Origin of the sequence: Lysinibacillus sp. IITD104 (genome assembly GCF_036698265.2) — a bacterium.
Lineage (GTDB): Bacteria > Bacillota > Bacilli > Bacillales_A > Planococcaceae > Lysinibacillus > Lysinibacillus boronitolerans.
Window position 1 is genome coordinate 2,151,564 of the sequence record NZ_JBAHYH020000001.1, and the last position, 19,043, is coordinate 2,170,606.

The window sequence follows — 19,043 nt, forward strand, 5'->3', positions numbered from 1 at the left end:
TTTCACGGTGTTTCCTATTTTTAGTTATGACAGCTAAGAAACACATGGCTACAGTTTTATAAGGAAAATGGATTTGACTTCTTTAGATGAAGTCAAATCCATTTTTGTTGTATTCACTTTTTTTAATTAACCAGCGAGCGATATCCTTACCACTATGGTAAAAGTCCACTTCATTTACCTTGTTTTTTTGGATGGAGAGGTTAGGGATGTTTTCTAAAACGTCAAAAGGTAAAACACCGATACATAAATGATTATTTGATGGAAAATCTCCTTGCGGCTTATTGCCACTTTGTATTGCTTTACTATGCTTGTTCATTGAGTTTTGTGTCATATGGAATGCAAGTAGTTCTCCTTGTGCCAATGCAGTGCTTGATGAGTAACCAGTACCTTTCATTCAACATGCCCCCTTTTGTCGTTACATTTATTGTACAAGACTAGATGGGAAAATAGCCGTTATTTACAAGGCTTTTACAATAACTTTAAGGTTCATGGAAGATTTAGTAATTTGTAACCGTATTCATACCATTATGGAATAAAAACCATAGAAAACTGATATATATTCTTTTAAAAAAACTCATACACAAACTATTGTGAATTTTTCTAACACGAAGTATTATTGTAATTAGATTTAACGTGAAAGTTTTCACAAAGTCGCGAAATCGTTAGGAGGAATTTTTAATGAGTGCAATTCGAGTAGGTATTGTAGGATATGGAAATTTAGGACGTGGTGTGGAGTATGCCATTTCACAAAATCCAGATATGGAATTAGTAGCGGTGTTCACACGACGTGATCCTTCGACAGTAAACGTAGCAAGCAATGCGAGCGTATATTTAGTAGATGACGCTGAAAAATTCCAAAACGACATTGATGTTATGATTTTATGTGGTGGTTCTGCAACAGATTTACCAGAGCAAGGTCCACATTTTGCACAATGGTTTAATACAATTGATAGCTTCGATACACATGCGAAAATTCCTGAATTTTTCGATGCTGTAGATGCAGCGGCACAAAAATCTGGTAAAGTATCTGTTATCTCAGTTGGTTGGGATCCAGGTCTATTCTCTTTAAATCGTCTATTAGGAGAATCAGTATTACCAGTTGGTACAACATATACATTCTGGGGCGATGGCTTAAGTCAAGGACACTCAGATGCTGTCCGTCGTATCGAAGGTGTTAAAAATGCTGTTCAATACACATTACCGATTAAAGAAGCGGTGGAGCGAGTTCGTAACGGTGAAAACCCTGAATTAACAACACGTGAAAAACATGCACGTGAATGTTGGGTTGTGCTAGAAGAAGGTGCAGATGCAACAAAGGTTGAACAAGAAATTGTCACAATGCCTAACTATTTCGATGAATATAACACAACAGTGAACTTTATTTCGGAAGATGAATTTAAAGCAAATCATACGGGTATGCCACATGGTGGTTTTGTCATTCGCAGTGGTGACAGTGGTGCAAACGATAAACAAATTCTCGAATTCTCATTAAAACTGGAAAGTAATCCAAACTTTACATCTAGCGTATTAGTGGCTTATGCACGTGCAGCACACCGTTTAAGTCAAGCGGGTGATAAAGGGGCGAAAACAGTATTTGATATCCCATTCAGCCTACTTTCGCCAAAATCAGCTGCTGAATTACGTAAAGAATTATTATAATCTTAACGAATGATCCCGATTATCATAGAGTTGATAATCGGGAATTTTTTAAGCCTAAGTGTTTGCCAATGAAACGGTACAGTTGTGGAATGATGTTTTGTCCATTGTAAAAATTCATCTACATGTCGAATACCAAATTCTAAGACAGCTTGATAAATAAAAATGGAGGCGTATTGTATAGGAAGATGTATCATTGCTTCCTTTATATCGAGAATAGCTTTTCTAGTTTCCTCTGTTAAGTGGTTTTTCATAAAGGGTACTAAGTCTTTAGAAATGGCCCCTTTTTGGCTATTTGAAAATAACCACATATCAATATTCCACTCAACTTCCTCCGCTCGGTAAAGCAGTTTAAAATAATGTCCATTAAAATCGGAACTCGTATAATCTCTATATTTAAGTTCAATGACGTTCTTGTTCAGTGTAAGCATGGCTAATTCGCTCATTATGATGGTGAGTTCGAGGCACATCACAAAGTGTTTCGAGGTCAATATCTCAAATTATAGACAGCTGCTCCTATTAAAAGGATTACTAAAATTAGACAGAAAATGCAAACTAATTTCTACTTCTATTCCCATAACAAAAAATAGTGAGGGATTAAACCTATAAAAATACATAAAAAATATGGTAAACTGTCAATAATTTAATAATCTGAATTTTTGTAGAAATCTTTGTAACCTTACAAAATATGGAGGTTATGTTTATATGACAGCAGATATTATTATTCAATCAAAATGTATGGCCCCCAATCCATCGACGCATTGTATTAATAGAGCAACACTAATGCGAACGTTAAAGAAAAGTCATCATCATACTTGTACTTTCTTGCATAGTGGTGCAGGGTACGGTAAAACAACCATTCTAACTCAATTTCTTGCAACCGAATCAAGTACGTTTTCTTGGTATAGTATTTCTGATGAAGATGATAATTTATTACCCTTTTTGAGGCACCTCTTTTTTAGTATACAGCGCGTCGTACCGAATTTTGGTCATACATTTGATGGGTGGAATCAATTATCGCGCTTTCCAAAAATGGATGAGCTCAATCGATGGTATAAGCTTTTTGTCAATTGCCTCTGCGATATAGACGAGCCTCTTCTCATCGTGATTGACGACTTTCACCTAGTAGATCATGTTTTTCCTATTAATTATTTCATGGAAAAAATCATTGAATTTGCTCCACCCAGCATTCATTTTATTTTGGCTTCCAGAACACTACCCAATTGGGATATTATGAGGAAATTAAAGCTACAAAAAAGATGGCTCGTTATAAAAGAGGACGAACTGGCATTTTCAACTGAGGAGATTGCAGTGTTTTTTGAAGAATATGTAGATGTACATTTATCCGAGGCTGAAATGAAAAAAGTATTAGAGATCACTGAAGGGTGGGCCATTAGCATTTCCTTATTGGCAGAGCAATGGCATCATGCTTCGCTAGATCATTGGCTGACGATTCCCACAAATGAGCTATTCACCTATTTATCAGAGGAAGTTTATAGTAGGATGACTGCTACTGAGCAGGAGACGATCTTAAAATTAGCGATTTTTCCGACCTTTTCTGCGGAGCTATTGGAAGCGTTTTATGGCGCTGAGATTGCGCAAATGCTGAATGCATTAACTCAGCGTCATTTATTTATCCAACCTGTGACAACAGATGGCTTCTATCGTTTTCATGCATTGTTTAGTCGATTTTTAGAAATGAAATGGCGACAGTATCCAACACAACATGCGGACCTTCATAAACAAGCAGCATTGTATTATGTAGAACATCAAAATATTCAAGCTGTCCTGTATCATGCCTTTAAAACGAATGATCATCATTTTTGCGGAGAGCTCCTACAGCTTCATGCAGAATCAATCGTACGGGCTGGTCAATTTGAATGGTTGCTAGATAAAATCAATCGATTCACTGTACAGGAAAAAGATAAATTTTATAAATTAAATTATTTTGAAGGTGAATGTCATCGCTACCGAGCTTATTATGAAAAAGCGAAACAATCCTATGAAAAATGTGCAATCCTCGCACAGAAGCAGCGGGATCACCTATTTATGACAAAGTCTCAAGCTGGGATAGCTCATATTTACTTAGACACCATTCAACCTGCTTTAGCAGAGCCATACCTCGAGAAAGCATTAGAGCTAGCGAAACATACACCATTGCGCAAAGAGGAATTACTAGAACTTCAACGGCAATACGCTGAAAATTTAGTGAATCTAGGGAAGGCCAAGGGTGCACAGCTCTTTATAGAGGACGTCGCATTGCCAGCGGATGTCATACAGCGAGCAAATGTTGATGTACGTGTTTTACTACGAACAGGACAACTACGGGAGGCCAAGGAGTTATTAGCGCAGCGACTTGAATTACCGCCTCAGCTTGTTTCAACCCATCGAGAAAGTGAACTGCTGGCAGCTTTCGTTTATGCACTGTTAGGTCAAGGCAAAGAAGCCTGGTATGCTGCCCAGCATGGCATTCGAAGAGGATTAAAAGAGAAGTCTATTTTCATAGAGGCGGTTGGCTATATCAGAAAGGCTCATGCCCTGCTGTTAATGGATTTCCCAGATCATTATGGGGCATGTCAAGCCTATGAAAAAGCGTTGACCCTCATGAATGCTATTAATATTTCTCGTGTGAAGGCGGAGCCATATATGGGGTTAGCCATTGTCAAACATTTGTTAGGTGATATGGTAGCGGCTAAGAAATATTTAGCACTGGGCTTACAGGAAACGGAGCAAGTTCAAGATGCTTGGATGACTGCGCTTATTCTTTTAGCAGAAGTAAAAATTATACTTTCTGAGCAAGAAATAGGGCGAGCAAAGCAATTATTAAAGAAGACACAGCAACTATTTCAGGAGTGCGGTGATCGCAATGGCTTGATGCACGTAGTATTTTATCAATCAGTAATTGCCATGCAAGAGTGTAATAAGAAGCCGTTTCAGCAGTATTTTCAACAGTTTGCACAACTAGTTGTTTCAAATGGCTATGAATACTTCTTACAAAGGCCAACGATACTGGGTCCGAGCAATCGAATGATTTTTTACGAGCTATTGCAATTTAGTCAAAAATGCCAAATGGAGCATCCGTCTATCATAGCATTGCAAAGTTATTTTCAGGTCGAGGATGGCATCAGTTATCCGCATGATGAAGTACAGATGAATCTTTTTGGGAGTTTAAATTTAATTCGTACACAACGAAAGCTGGAAGACAAAGAATGGCAACGTGATAAATCGAAGGAATTATTCGTGTACCTCTACTGTCATCGCCATCGCTTTACTCCAAAGGAAGAAATTGCACAGGCATTATGGCCCGATCGCAGTGTCGAGTCCTTAGATCGAGATTTTAAGGTGGTGTTAAATACGTTACTTAAAGTATTGGAGCCACAACGTCATGCAAGACAAGATAGCTTTTTCATACAGCGGAAAAATAATATGTATCAATTACAAAATCTTGCTTTTCTTCAAATTGATGTTGAACGCTTTCACTATTATTACAGCTTAGGAATGGAGGAATTTGATCCACAGCTGTCCAATGAGTGGCTCTTATTAGCGGAAGCGAGCTATACGGATGCGCTCTATGCGGAAAAAAAGCAAATCGATTGGCTAACGCAGGACCGTGAAAAGCTACAATTTTTATATATCGAAGTCTTGGAACGACTAGCACAAAATGCAACAAGACAACAGCAATATAAAAAAGCCATTTTTTTCGCAGAAAAGATGTTACGCGAAGATGCACTCTGGGAGGAAGCGTATCGCCTGCTCATGTACAGCCACTACCAACTCCAAAACCGCTCCCTGGCCTTAAAATGGTATGAAAAATGTGTCCAACAATTACAACAGGAGCTAAACACAACCCCGATGGAATCCACCATGACGGTCTATGATTTGATAATGGGTTAGCCGATGTTGTTTAGGCTAAGCGAAGTGATTCAACTGCTCCTAAGTAATATAAAAGTGCTCCTATTGAGGGGAGGACCGCTCCTAAGAGTAGACAAAGCGCTCTAACTAAGGGAAGAGCCGCTCCTAAGAAAAGATAAAGCGCTCTAACTATGAGTAGAGTCGCTCCTAAGTGAAGACAAAGCGCTCTAACTATGAGTAGAGTCGCTCCTAAGTGAAGACAAAGCGCTCAAACTGAGAGTAGAGCTGCTCCTAAGTAGCGTCAAAGTGGGCAACCCGCTCCAACAGTGGCGTAGTCTATATAAACTATAAAAAAATGTAACCTATCTGGAGGAACAACAATGCCATTTTGTCAGACGAAAAAAGCGAATATTTACTATGAAATAATTGGAACAGGGATACCTATCATCATGCTACATGGTTTTTCTCCTGATCATCGTTTGATGAAGGGCTGTATGGAGCCTGTTTTTAAAGAACGTGAAGGGTGGAAACGTATTTATCTGGATCTTCCGGGAATGGGAAAGACAACAGACTATTCATCAATTCAAAACTCGGATGAAATGCTAGAAGCGATTACCGAATTGATACACACAATCATTCCACAAGAATCGTACCTGTTGGTTGGTGAATCTTATGGTGGCTATTTAGCGCGCGGTATTATGAGGAAATCAGTGGATCAACTTTTAGGTACTGCCTTTATTTGTCCCCTCATCATTCCTGAAAAAGAACAACGTACGGTGCCACCGCATTGTATTGTACAAGCAGACACTGCTTTTTTATCAACATTAAGTCAGCAGGAGCAAGATGATTTTATGTCTCATCAAGTTGTCTTAGATGCCTATAATTGGGAGCGTTATTCAACAGAGGTGTTGGCAGGGTGTAATCTAGCGGATCAGGCATTTTTAGAAAAAATTCAACAAAGCTACGGATTTTCATTTGCCGTTGACGAAAAATCCTTTGATAAGCCAAGTCTCTTTTTGCTTGGTAAACAAGATTCTGTTGTTGGCTATAAGGACGCCTTTTCCATTCTAGAGAAGTTCCCCAGAGCAACCTTTGCAATCTTAGATAGTGCTGGTCACAATTTGCAGATCGAACAACCTGAATTGTTTACCGAGCTGATGAATGAATGGTTGAATCGTGTAGAGGGAGAGATGAATTAAAATGATACTTGCAAATGATATATTATTTTTAAGAGAATTCAGGCAGCAAGACTGGGTTGATGTACATAAATATGCCTCCCAGAAGGTTGTTTGCAGGTATCAAACATGGGGACCAAATTCAGAAGAGGATACAAAAGAATTTATTCAGGATGCTCTCGAAGAAGCAACTCAAACACCAAGGGAAAGATATGTTTTTGCTATTATTTATCAAGATACGTTAATAGGTGCGGTCGAAATCATGATTAGGGATTTTGCAAATGAAGTCGGGGAAATTGGCTATATTGTGAATCCTGATTATTGGGGAAAGGGAATAGCAACGCAGAGTGCGAAATTGGTGATGACTTTCGGCTTTGAAACATTAAAGCTCCATCGTATTTATGCAACCTGCGACCCTCGAAATATTGGGTCATCCAAAGTATTAGAGAAAATAGGAATGTCAAAGGAAGGAATATTACGTGAAAACATGCTAATGAAAGATGGCGTTTGGCGAGATTCATTATTGTATAGTATGTTGAAACAGGAATGGCCATCATAAAGCGTACGATTTTAGGGGTACAGCTATGCAGTATTCCATCTTAAATGGATATGTTGAAGGAATTTTTTTGTAAATTGGCCGAATCCGCAAACACATCTACAATTGTCGGAAAAAAGCAATTTGGATGTATCAATGCAATTAAATGTAGCTAAGAATTAGAAGCGAATTATAAGAAAAAATAAATGTGGACTCTAAAAAAGCAAGAATGTTGATTTCTAAACATTCTTGCTTTTTGTTTTGAGAAATATTGTTTAGTTGCCGTTCTGCTTCGCTATCTTGGATGATAGAAATAGATTTGGTTTCCCACTTTTATCACTTTCGGGACAGAGCCAGGTGGTTCATATTTGAGCCATCTAGCTTGTAACTAATTTGTAACTGGACTTTTATATAGTGTTGTCATAGCAAGAAAGCGCTTTCTAGGGAGCTTATTTTAAAGGGGGATATGGGATGAGGAAGCAGTGGTATTGGTTGCTTTTAGTGATGTTGGCTGTGGTGTTGGTGGCTTGTAATGGGGAAACGAAAGAGGGTGCAACGGAAGCGGATTCTTCTGATGGAGAGACGAAGGCGGTCACTGCGGAAGGCGGCACAATTAAGATTGGTGTGCTTGCCTCGTTAACTGGGGCGCTTGAGTCATATGGGAAGCAGACGCAGCGAGGATTTGATTTAGGAATTGAGTATGCAACAGGCGGCACGATGGAGGTCAATGGTAAGAAAATAGAAATTGTATATGAGGATACGGAGACAAAGCCAGAGGTGGCTGTGCAAAAAGCGACAAAGCTTTTAGAAGATGATCAGGTTGATTTTTTAGTCGGCTCTTCAAGCTCGGGTGATACGCTCGCTGTTCTACCACTTGCCGAGGAGTATGAAAAAATTATGGTGGTAGAGCCTGCAGTGGCTGACAGTATTACAGGTTCAGAGTTCAATGAGTATATTTTCCGTACGGGGCGTAATTCATCACAGGATGCCTATGCGGCAGCAGCGGCTATTGCAGGCAAAGGTGTAAAGATTGCTACCTTTGCGCCAGATTATTCGTTTGGCTGGGATGGTGTGAATGCCTTTAAAACGGCAGCGGAGAAATTAGGGGCTGAAATTGTACTAGAGGAGTATGCCGATCCTGCGGCAACAGACTTTACTTCTAATTTGCAAAAGGTGATTGATGCGAAGCCAGACTATTTGTTTGTGGTCTGGGCAGGGGCGAATTCACCATGGAATCAAATTGCAGATCTTAAAATTCAAGAAAAGGGCATTAAAATTTCGACGGGTGCACCGGATATTATTGCGCTTCAATTTATGAATCCATTGGTTGGGATGGAAGGCTTCTCGGTGTATTATCATACACTTCCTCAAAATGATGTCAATCAATGGTTAGTAGATGAACATCAAAAGCGTTTCAATGAAGTGCCCGATTTATTTACGCCTGGCGGCATGTCTGCGGCGATTGCGATTGTGGAGGCATTGAAACAATCAGATGGGGATGCAGACGCAAACAAGTTAATTGACGTTATGGAGGGTATGTCCTTTGAAACACCAAAAGGGAAGATGACATTCCGTGAAGAGGATCACCAGGCTCTACAATCCATGTATTCGATTCGCTTAGAGCAACAAGATGGTGTGGATTATCCCGTACCAGTACTTATTCGGGAGCTTAGCCCTGAAGAAACAGCACCTCCCGTTATGAATTAAAGAATTGAGAGGCAGCATGGCTGTCTCTCTACATAAACGTGAGAAGGAAGGGAGTAGAGAATGGAGTCTATATTATATACAGATAATTTAACAATTCGTTTTGGGGGACATACGGCTGTGGATGGCGTTAATTTTCAAATGCCTGAGAAGCATTTAAAGTCCATTATTGGGCCGAATGGTGCTGGGAAAACAACCTTCTTTAATTTGATTAGTGGAGAGCTAAAGCCAACTGCGGGTGATGTTTATTTTAAAGGGCAATCACTTGCCCAAAAATCGGCCATTGAAAGAACTCGAATGGGATTGGGACGATCTTTTCAGATTACCAATGTTTTTCCAAACTTAACAGTTCTCGAAAATGTTCGTTTAGCCGTCCAATCCAAGGAGAGAATTCGGTATCAGCTATTCCGCCATTATAAAAGCTATCAGGCGATTACGGACAAAGCGGAGGAGTTATTGGCACTTGTGTTACTCGACAATAAACGAGATGCCCTGACAACAATGCTATCCCACGGCGAGAAAAGAAAGCTTGAGATTGCCATGCTACTCGCGTTAGATACAGAAATTCTACTGCTCGATGAACCAACTGCAGGGATGTCATTAGAGGAAGTACCTACGATTTTAGAAATTATTCGAAGCATAAAACAGCAGGGGGATAAAACCATTTTGCTCATTGAACACAAAATGGATATGATTTTGGATTTATCGGATTCTATTATGGTGTTGTTCAATGGTCAACTATTAGCAGATGGCTCACCAGAGGAAATTATGAATAATGATACCGTGCAACATGCATATTTAGGAGGGCTGTACGATGACCACCTTACTGACATTAAATGAGGTGCACACGCATATTGGTCAATATCATATTTTGCAGGGCGTTAATTTTGAAGCGAAGGAGGGGCAGGTTACTGTTCTGCTCGGACGCAATGGCGCAGGGAAAACGACCACCCTGAAAACAATAATAGGTTTAACGCCTGCAACAAAGGGTGACATTGCCTTTCGCTCCCAATCGATTAAAAAAAGCCCTACCTATAAGGTGGCGAAATTAGGAATCGGCTATGTACCTGAAAATCAAGGGATTTTTGCAGATTTAACGGTAGAGGAAAACATGAAGGTAGCGATGCGCAAGGAGGATACAGCCACATTAGAGCGACAGCAATATGTGCTAGAGCTGTTTCCTGACTTAAAGAAGTTTTGGAAAAAGGCTGGTGGGCATTTATCGGGTGGTCAAAAGCAAATGCTGTCCATGGCAAGAGCCTTTATCAATGATAGCCAATTAATCTTGATAGATGAACCTTCCAAGGGACTTGCACCTATTGTGGTAGAAAAAGTGATGGAAGCGATTGTGGAAATGAAAAAGAAAACGTCCATTGTTCTAGTGGAGCAAAACTTTATAATGGCTAGTCGAATTGGTGATACCTATACATTAATCGATGATGGTAGAACAGTAAATTCAGGCAGTATGCAGGATTTGATTTATGATGAAGAGCTAAAACGCAAGTATCTTGGCATTGGATAGAGGGGGTGACTATCATTGGAGCTATTGGTCAATTTAATCATTAATGGCTTGGCCACTGGGATGTTAATTTTTCTACTAGCAGCTGGCTTGACATTAATTTTCGGTTTAATGGATGTATTAAATTTTGCACATGGTGGGTTATTTGTTTGGGGGGCCTATGCGGGCATCTTTACCTATATGTTGACAGAAAGTTTTATCGTTGGGATTATAGGCGCGATTGTGACTGGAGCGTTGCTTGGACTGCTGACAGAGAAATTCATTATTACACCTGTTTACGGCAATCATATTCAGCAAATTTTAATTACCTTAGGGCTAATGCTCGTTTTACAGGAGCTTATTAAGGTGGTCTTTGGCCCAAATGGGGTGGCAGTGAAAACACCGAGTTATTTAGCAGGAAGCTGGGAAATTGGTGATGTGATCATCATTAAATATCGTTTATTTATTATTGTCATAGGGTTTGTGATTTTTGGCATTTTCCAATACATGCTGAAGCGCACAAAGATTGGCTTGATCGTTCGCGCTGGTGTGCAGGATAAGGAAATGGCGCAGGCTCTCGGTATTCATATTAAGCGTGTTTTTTTATACGTCTTTATGGTGGGTGCAGCTTTGGCGGCACTAAGTGGAATGCTGATGGCTCCCTATTCAGGTGTGATCTATGCAGAAATGGGCATGGAGTATGCTATTTTAGGCTTTATTGTCGTGGTAATTGGCGGCATGGGTAGCTTTTCTGGCTCCTTGCTTGCAGCGATTTTAGTGGGGCTTGCAGGTAGCTTTATGGCTTATTATGTCCCTGTGCTGTCACTGGCGGTCAATATGATTTTAATGGCCATCGTTTTAATTTTCCGTCCACAGGGGCTGTTTGCGATGCGAAGGGAGCGAACATCATGAATAAGAAAATATCCTTACGCTCTTTCGCATTTTTCCTGTTACTTGCCATTTTTATTATCCTTCCTTTTGTCAATGATTCAAGAACACTACTTATTTTACTCACACAAATCTTTATATTTGGGATATTGGCAATGAGCTATGATATTTTACTAGGCTATACAGGCATCGTCTCCTTTGGGCACGCCATGTTTTTCGGCATTGGTGCCTATACAACAGCAGTCATGCTTAAGCAGATGGATAACACTCTCTTGATCTTTGTACTGTCTATCGTGATTGGCATGATACTAGCAGGCTTCATTAGTTTTTTAGTAGGTTTATTGACCTTGCGCTTAAAAAGTCATTTTTTTGCGATGCTGACGCTAGCCTTCTCGGGGTTATTTTTAGTATTAGCTGAAAAGTGGCGCTCTGTCACACATGGCAATGATGGCTTTACATTCAGAGCACCTGATTTATTTAGAGATCGAATGACCTTCTATTTCTTTGTGCTAGCAAGCTTAGTTGTTATCTTTTTAGCGCTCTATCGCTTTGTTCATTCGCCTACAGGTCGTATTTTAATTGCCGTTCGTGAAAATGAACAAAGGACGAAATCCTTAGGCTTTAATACGTTGCACTACAAAGTCATTGCCTCTGTTGTGGCAGGCATTGTAGCGAGTTTTGCAGGCTCCTTATATGCAGTATCATTACGCTTCGTCAACACAAGTGTCATGGCAATGGATATTACGCTGGATGCATTGTTAATGACGATTATCGGTGGGGTTGGTACTTTAGTGGGACCGCTATTAGGCTCGGCAGTCATCGAATATGCGCAGCATGCACTGTCAGGGCTTGCACGAGATTATCCTATTTTCGAACGTTGGATTATCTTCTTTGGGATTCTCTATATTTTAGCTGTTATCTTCTTCCCAAAAGGTATTATTGGCTCACTAAGACTGCTCTTTTGGAAGTGGCGAGGAAGGCTAAAGCAACAAAAAACGACAGGTCCCCAGCCACAGGAAAAGGAGCGATTTGAATGACAGTTGGTATTGTTAGTACAGGTATTTATCTACCTCAACAAAAGATGACATCGCAGGACATTGCGGCTCTTTCCAATATTCCTGAGGACATTATCCGTCAAAAAATGGGCATCCATGAAAAGCCAATCCCTGATAAGTCTGATCATACAGTGCAAATGGGTATCTGGGCAGCACAGGAGGCGATTCAAAAGGCAAATATAGACCCCAAGGATATTGATGTTGTCATTTATATGGGGGAGGAGCATAAGGAATATCCACTCTGGACAGCCTCCATTAAAATGCAGGAGGAGCTAGGTGCAGTTAATGCTTGGGCATTTGATGTGCAATTACGCTGTGGCACAACAATCATGGCATTGAAGGTGGCGAAAAGCTTAATGGCCTCAGATGACAAGATACAAACCATTCTGTTAGCAGGTGGTTATCGCAATGTTGATTTTATTGATTACAGCAATCCACGAACGCGTTTTATGTACAATTTGGGCGCAGGTGGAGGCGCCATGTTATTACAAAAAAACTATGAAAAAAATCTGCTACTAGAGGCAGATATTATAACGGATGGTTCTTTCTCAGAGGATGTAGTCGTCCCAGTTGGAGGAACGAAAAATCCATTAACTCCATCTCATTTAACCGAAAATTTATATAAGCTTGACGTTTTGGACCCCATTGGGATGAAGGAGCGGCTAGAACAAAAATCTTTAAGTAATTTCTTGAAGGTCATTCGCAGTTCTTTAGCGAAAAGTGGATACAGTGAGGAACAGCTCAATTATTTAGTGATGCTGCATATGAAACGATCTGCACATGATTATATTTTAGCGGAGCTTGGCTTACAGCAGGAGCAGTCTATTTATTTGCAAGACTATGGACATATTGGTCAGATCGATCAAATTTTGTCTCTACAGCTAGCACAGGAGCAACATCAACTGCAAGCAGGCGATATTGTGACGCTTGTTAGTGCCGGCATTGGCTATGTATGGGGAGCTATCACAATACGTTGGGGATAAGGGGGAAATGGCATGGTAAAAACGATTCAACTAGCAAATGGAGAAACAATGGCCTATCGCAAGCGATCAGGTGGAGGTCATCCTTTAGTGTTGGTACATGGCAATATGACATCTTCTAAGCATTGGGATATTCTGATGGATGCTTTAGACGAGAAATATACCATTTACGCGCTAGATTTACGTGGTTTTGGTGAATCATCCTATCTTAAGCCAATCACTGCGATTAAAGATTTTAGTGATGATGTCAAGCTATTTGTGGATGCACTCCAACTGCAAAGCTTTGATATGATTGGCTGGTCAACAGGTGGAGCTGTCTGTATGCAGTTTGCAGCAAATTATCCAGGACACTGTCAACGGCTGATTTTACTTGCGTCTGCTTCTACACGTGGCTATCCATTTTACACGGATTTAGGAACAGGCAATCCAGCCTCCTTTAAGCGAGCCTATCATTATGAGGAGGTATTGGTGGATACATCCAAAACAAAGCTTATTCAAGGCTACTACGATGCAAAAAATGCGGAAGGCTTACAGTCTATATGGAATGCATTAATTTATACGCACCATCGACCAAACGAGGGAAAATATCAAGAATATGTAGAGGATATGCTTACACAGCGCAATTTAGCAGAAGTATATCATGCGCTCAATACATTTAATATAAGTGCTGTTGACAATGATGTGGTAAAAGGCTCTCGGGAGGCCATGTTGCTTCATATCCCAATTTTAGTGCTACGAGGGGATCGTGATTTGGTGATTACGGAGGAAATGAATGCAGAGTTATTACATGATTTGGGCAAAACAGCACAGTTTGTAAGCCTAAAAGATTGTGGGCATTCACCGTTGATCGATGATTTAGCACAATTAACAGCTGAAATTGAAGCCTTTTTAGAAATTGGAGGAAGACAGTATGCGTTTGAACAATAAAGTGGCTATCATTACAGGCGCTGCAAATGGTATTGGCTATGCGGCTGCTGAGCGTTTTATTGAGGAGGGGGCATCGGTGTTTATCGCCGATTTTGATGACAAAGCAGGCAATCTTGCAGCACAACAACTAGGTGAAAATGCTGTATTTATACAAGTAGATGTTGCAAGTAGAGAGAGCGTTAAACAGCTGGTGAAGGCAGTGATCGAACAGGCAGGACGCATTGATATTTTAGTGAATAATGCGGGGATTACACGAGACGCCATGCTGACAAAAATGACGGAGGATCAATTTCAGCAGGTGCTAGATGTCAATTTGACAGGAGTCTTTCATTGTACACAGGAGGTCATTCCCTATATGGTAGCGGCTGGTGAAGGGAAAATTATAAATACATCCTCAGTTAGTGGGGTATATGGCAATGTTGGTCAAACCAATTATGCAGCGACAAAAGCAGCGATTGTTGGTATGACAAAAACATGGGCGAAGGAGTTAGGGCGTAAGGGCATTAATGTTAATGCAGTGGCACCTGGCTTTACAGAAACAGATATGGTCAAAAAAATGCCTGAAAATATTTTGGCTCAAATGCGATCAATCGTCCCCCTACAACGCTTAGGGACACCACGAGATATTGCCAATGCCTATTTATTTTTAGCATCTGAGGAAGCCTCCTACGTTCATGGGCATACTCTGCATGTGGATGGCGCGATTATGATGTGATAGGGGGTAGTCAAGATGTTTGTTGAGCAAGAATGGATTTTAAAACGTGCAGCTTTAACACCTCACCATATCGCCTTGATTAATCTAACGTCAAAGGAACAATGGACCTACCAGCAATTATCTGAGGAAATTGGCAAATGGAGTCAATTTTTCGAACGGCAGCAGCTACAAAAAGGAAGTAGAGTCGCTGTTTTTGCGAGAAATCATATCCAATTGTTTGCTGTTTTATTCGCCTGTGGGCTACGTGGGCTTATTTATGTGCCGTTAAATTGGCGCTTAAGTATGGAGGAGCTAACACAAATTGTAGAGGATGCGACCCCTGCCATCCTATTATACGACAAGGCTAGTCATTGTCCTCTAGTATTAGAAAAAATGTTTTCACTTCATGTGAGCCAGCATGAAAAGGAGATACAACCAAGTAGGCAAGACGTAGATGTGAATGATCCATGGTTAATGATTTATACAGGAGGTACGACGGGGCGTCCAAAGGGGGTAGTGCTATCCTTTCAGTCGGTTAATTGGAATGCCATGAATACAATTATTAGCTGGGGTTTACATGCTCAAGATCGGACATTAAATTATATGCCGATGTTTCATACTGGTGGCTTAAATGCTTTATGTATTCCCTTACTTATGGCGGGAGGAACCGTCATTATTGGCGATAAATTTGATGCAGAGGAGGCACTACAAGCAACGAACCAATATCAAACAACAATTTCCCTTTTTGTGCCGACGATGTATCAAGCGATGATTGCAACGAAGTATTTTCAGGAAAATCAATTTCCTTCCATGAATGTATTTTTATCTGGCGGTGCCCCGTGCCCTCATCCTATTTACGATGCTTTTTATAATAAGGGATTATTTTTTAAAGAGGGATATGGCTTAACAGAAGCAGGGCCAAATAATTTCTATATTGACCGAGAGCGTGCCTATGCGAAAAAAGGGGCTGTCGGGAAAAGCATGCAATTCAATGAAGCGAAAATCATCAATCTTACAGGACAAAGCTGTGCACCTGGAGAAGTAGGAGAGCTATTGGTAAAAGGAAAGCATATGTTTCGCTTTTACTGGAATAACAAGCAAGAAACCGCCAATATCCTGCAAGATGGGTGGTTGAAAACAGGGGATTTAGCAATGATGGATGAGGATGGCGATTTTTATATTGTTGGGCGTAGTAAAGAAATGATTATCTCTGGTGGTGAAAATATCTATCCTCAGGAAGTAGAGCAATGTCTACTACGGCATCCAGATGTGCGGGAGGTGGCCGTAATTGGTGTTGGTGATGCCTATTGGGGTGAGATCGTGACAGCCTTTATTGTCTGTCCCCACCCAGTAGCCTCCATATTAGATGATCTTAACGAGCTATGTCATCAACAATTAGGACGTTATAAGATGCCAAAACAAATGATATTCTTAGACGAACTACCAAAAACAAGCGTTGGTAAAATCGATAAAAAGGCATTGTATAAGCTTGTCGACTCATCTATCTGTTAAGTATGATAATGACAAGGAGGACACGCTCGTCTTTCTAAAATACGAAATAAGAGAGGGACACATAAATGGCCCACGCATTAGTTATTGGTGGAACAGGGATGTTAGCTGACACATCACTTTGGTTAGTGAATAATGGCTATCATGTCTCAGTAATTGGACGTAGTGCTCATCGAATGGAAGACTTGCGAAATAGAACAAAAAATCCCTCCCTTCTAACACCGATTTTAGTTGATTATTGTGATGTCGTCTTATTAAAAGAGAAGCTAGAAGAAACACTTGCGCATAATGGGCCCATTGAATTGGTCGTTGCTTGGATTCATTCCTATGCGGACACGTCATTAGAGAACATCTCCAATGTAATTTCGATAGAGAATAACGGGGAATGGAAACTATTTCATGTGTTGGGGAGTAAGGCGAATTTAAGTGAAGTTCAAGAGCAATTGAAGCTCCATGCTCGTACGCAATACAGGCAAATCCAGCTAGGTTTTATGATGGAAGAAGGTCATGCGAGATGGCTGACCCATGAGGAAATATCGCAAGGTGTCGTTGCTGCTATTCAACAGGATCGACCTATTCATATCGTTGGGACGCTGCAGCCTTGGGAAAAGCGACCGTTCTAACTAACTAACCTTCGTCTAATTATATGGACGAAGGTTTTTACTTATTGGCCATTATTATTAGATGTTTACATATTTGTGAGGGATAGTTAGGTTTGTTACTTAGTATAGCAAAATCATTTCCATATAACTTATCCTTATTTACTCACATCTCTTCCCATCAGACCGACATATCAGTAAAATAGAGTAGGTTAGGGGGATTACATGTGAAAGATCAACGCTTTAAAATAGCGCATCGAGAGGCGCTAATCGGAATTGGACTCGTCCTTGTCAACTTTGCGATTTGGTTTGGCTTTGCCTATGGACTAGGTTCAGGCGATCCAAGAAATTATACGTATGTATTTGGTTTTCCTGCCTGGTTTTTCTATAGCTGTATCGCTGGGACAGGCTTTATGATCCTTCTTATCTGGATTGTGATGAAACTCTTTTTCAAAGAGGTACCATTTGATGATGAGGAGGTGGATCGCTAATGCATTGGCAAGTTGTATTTCCATTGCTATTATTTTTAATTATTATATTTGGAATTGGTATTTGGGCCAATAAGCATGTCCGCTCCTCTAATTCATTCCTACAGGAGTATTTCCTTGGTGGTCGTGAAATGGGTGGTTTTATCCTTGCGATGACGATGATTGCTACATACGGCAGTGCGAGTAGTTTTATCGGAGGACCAGGTGTGGCTTATACAAAAGGACTTGGGTGGGTATTACTGGCTATGGCTCAGCTACCAGCAGGCTATTTTGTGCTCATGATTTTAGGGAAAAAATTCGCTATTATTGCCCGTCGTTACCAGGCCATTACGTTAATCGACTTTTTACGCGAGCGCTACAAAAGCCATGTCATTGTTATTTTATCAGCCATTAGCATCATTGTTTTCTTATTTTCGGCTATGATGGCTCAATGGGTTGGGGGTGCACGCTTAATTGAGTCATTAACTGGCTTAAACTACACAGCAGCACTGTTTATTTTTGCGATTTCCGTGTTAGTATATGTGATTATTGGTGGTTTCCGTGCGGTTGCGCTAACAGATACGGTCCAAGGTTCAATTATGGTGATTGGTACAATTATTTTATTAATCGGCACCATTGTGGCAGGTGGGGGCATCGACAATATAATGGCCTCACTGGTCGCTGAAAATCCTGACTTTGTGTCACCATTTGGCGCACAAGGAGATTTAACGCCTCTGTATGTCTCGACATTTTGGATTCTCATTGGTGTAGGGGTTGTTGGACTTCCACAAATTGCGGTTCGTGCGATGAGCTATAAGGATTCGAAAAGTATGCATCAAGCGATTCTTATTGGCACGATTGCCATAGGGACAATCATGTTTGGCATGCATTTAATTGGGGTGTTAGCCCGACCTGTCTTACCAGGCATTGAGATTGGGGATAAAGTCATGCCGCTTCTGACATTGAAGGTATTACCGCCATTTTTAGCAGGAATCGTTTTAGCTGCACCAATGGCTGCCACAATGTCAACGGTTAATGCTTTACTAATGCTTGTCAGCTCTACAGTTGTCAAAGACATCTATTTAAATTATATGAAGCCGAAAGCTAGTGATGCAGAGATTAAGCGTGCAAGCTTTATTGTAACAACAGTCATTGGCCTAGCCGTTGTCATCTTTGCACTCCATCCACCTGATTTATTAGTATGGTTGAACTTATTTGCCTTCGGTGGACTAGAGGCTGTCTTTATTTGGACAGTAGTCTTAGGTTTGTATTGGAAAAAAGCGAATAAATACGGAGCGATTGCGTCGATGATTTCAGGTATGTTGTTGTATATTATAATTGATCGGTTTTATCCTTCTGTCTTTGGTATGCATACAGTCACAATACCAATTGTCGCATCCTTCTTCATTTTTGTGATTGTTAGTTTGTTCACTAGTCATAAATTTAAAAACGAAAAGCTTATGATTTAACGCCAAAACGCCACAGATTTCAAATTCTGTGGCGT

18 protein-coding genes are annotated in these 19,043 nt (G+C 40.5%); 16 read left to right on the forward strand and 2 right to left on the reverse strand.

Annotated elements, in window-relative coordinates; all coding sequences use genetic code 11:
- Positions 1-82: 82 nt before the first annotated feature.
- Complete coding sequence (locus tag V1L66_RS10935) at positions 83-394, reverse strand: hypothetical protein (protein WP_333004243.1); 312 nt, start codon at positions 392-394, stop codon at positions 83-85.
- A 284-nt stretch (positions 395-678) separates the two neighbouring features.
- On the opposite strand from V1L66_RS10935, the gene V1L66_RS10940 reads away from it, so the two are divergent.
- Positions 679-1,659 carry a diaminopimelate dehydrogenase gene (locus tag V1L66_RS10940; RefSeq protein WP_036079320.1) on the forward strand — a complete coding sequence of 327 codons (981 nt, stop codon included), beginning with the start codon at positions 679-681 and terminating at the stop codon, positions 1,657-1,659.
- Positions 1,660-1,661: 2 nt separating this feature from the next.
- Here the strand turns inward: V1L66_RS10940 and V1L66_RS10945 are convergent, their stop codons facing one another.
- Positions 1,662-2,087, reverse strand: coding sequence for a hypothetical protein (locus tag V1L66_RS10945; protein ID WP_333004244.1), 426 nt, complete (start codon positions 2,085-2,087; stop codon positions 1,662-1,664).
- 274 nt (positions 2,088-2,361) lie between these two features.
- Here V1L66_RS10945 and V1L66_RS10950 point away from each other — a divergent pair, with 274 nt between their 5' ends.
- The 15 genes from V1L66_RS10950 to panF all read left to right on the forward strand — a co-directional run bounded on the left by V1L66_RS10950 (position 2,362) and on the right by panF (position 19,008).
- A complete protein-coding gene (locus V1L66_RS10950; RefSeq protein ID WP_333004246.1) occupies positions 2,362-5,550 on the forward strand; it encodes a BTAD domain-containing putative transcriptional regulator in 3,189 nt (1,062 codons plus the stop codon).
- 338 nt (positions 5,551-5,888) lie between these two features.
- On the forward strand, positions 5,889-6,707 hold the full coding sequence (locus V1L66_RS10955; RefSeq protein ID WP_036079317.1) for an alpha/beta fold hydrolase: 819 nt from the start codon (positions 5,889-5,891) through the stop codon (positions 6,705-6,707).
- A 1-nt stretch (position 6,708) separates the two neighbouring features.
- Positions 6,709-7,242, forward strand: coding sequence for a GNAT family N-acetyltransferase (locus tag V1L66_RS10960; RefSeq protein ID WP_333004248.1), 534 nt, complete (start codon positions 6,709-6,711; stop codon positions 7,240-7,242).
- Between the two features lie 447 nt (positions 7,243-7,689).
- Complete coding sequence (locus V1L66_RS10965; RefSeq protein WP_333004252.1) at positions 7,690-8,925, forward strand: substrate-binding domain-containing protein; 1,236 nt, start codon at positions 7,690-7,692, stop codon at positions 8,923-8,925.
- Between the two features lie 60 nt (positions 8,926-8,985).
- Positions 8,986-9,762 (forward strand): ABC transporter ATP-binding protein, encoded by a 777-nt coding sequence (locus V1L66_RS10970; protein WP_258859639.1) that lies wholly within the window; start codon positions 8,986-8,988, stop codon positions 9,760-9,762.
- A complete protein-coding gene (locus tag V1L66_RS10975; RefSeq protein ID WP_258859640.1) occupies positions 9,737-10,444 on the forward strand; it encodes an ABC transporter ATP-binding protein in 708 nt (235 codons plus the stop codon). Before V1L66_RS10970 ends, V1L66_RS10975 begins: the two co-directional genes overlap by 26 nt.
- Before the next feature lie 15 nt (positions 10,445-10,459).
- Positions 10,460-11,332 (forward strand): branched-chain amino acid ABC transporter permease, encoded by an 873-nt coding sequence (locus V1L66_RS10980; protein WP_258859641.1) that lies wholly within the window; start codon positions 10,460-10,462, stop codon positions 11,330-11,332.
- Positions 11,329-12,345, forward strand: coding sequence for a branched-chain amino acid ABC transporter permease (locus V1L66_RS10985; protein WP_258859642.1), 1,017 nt, complete (start codon positions 11,329-11,331; stop codon positions 12,343-12,345). Before V1L66_RS10980 ends, V1L66_RS10985 begins: the two co-directional genes overlap by 4 nt.
- A complete protein-coding gene (locus V1L66_RS10990; RefSeq protein ID WP_258859643.1) occupies positions 12,342-13,346 on the forward strand; it encodes a 3-oxoacyl-ACP synthase in 1,005 nt (334 codons plus the stop codon). Before V1L66_RS10985 ends, V1L66_RS10990 begins: the two co-directional genes overlap by 4 nt.
- 12 nt (positions 13,347-13,358) lie before the next feature.
- Entirely contained in the window at positions 13,359-14,270 is a 912-nt protein-coding gene (locus V1L66_RS10995; RefSeq protein WP_016992703.1) for an alpha/beta fold hydrolase, read from the forward strand.
- Positions 14,254-14,985 (forward strand): 3-oxoacyl-ACP reductase FabG, encoded by a 732-nt coding sequence (fabG, locus tag V1L66_RS11000; protein WP_258859644.1) that lies wholly within the window; start codon positions 14,254-14,256, stop codon positions 14,983-14,985. Before V1L66_RS10995 ends, fabG begins: the two co-directional genes overlap by 17 nt.
- 15 nt (positions 14,986-15,000) lie before the next feature.
- Positions 15,001-16,476: a class I adenylate-forming enzyme family protein gene (locus tag V1L66_RS11005; protein WP_258859645.1), complete on the forward strand. Its 1,476-nt coding sequence runs from the start codon at positions 15,001-15,003 to the stop codon at positions 16,474-16,476.
- 65 nt (positions 16,477-16,541) lie between these two features.
- Complete coding sequence (locus tag V1L66_RS11010) at positions 16,542-17,096, forward strand: short-chain dehydrogenase (protein WP_036079297.1); 555 nt, start codon at positions 16,542-16,544, stop codon at positions 17,094-17,096.
- Positions 17,097-17,299: 203 nt separating this feature from the next.
- Positions 17,300-17,563, forward strand: a complete 264-nt coding sequence (locus V1L66_RS11015) for a YhdT family protein (RefSeq protein WP_004227902.1) — start codon at positions 17,300-17,302, stop codon at positions 17,561-17,563.
- A complete protein-coding gene (gene panF / locus V1L66_RS11020) occupies positions 17,563-19,008 on the forward strand; it encodes a sodium/pantothenate symporter (RefSeq protein WP_016992700.1) in 1,446 nt (481 codons plus the stop codon). The genes V1L66_RS11015 and panF overlap by 1 nt, the downstream gene beginning before the upstream one ends.
- The last annotated feature ends 35 nt before the right edge of the window (positions 19,009-19,043 follow it).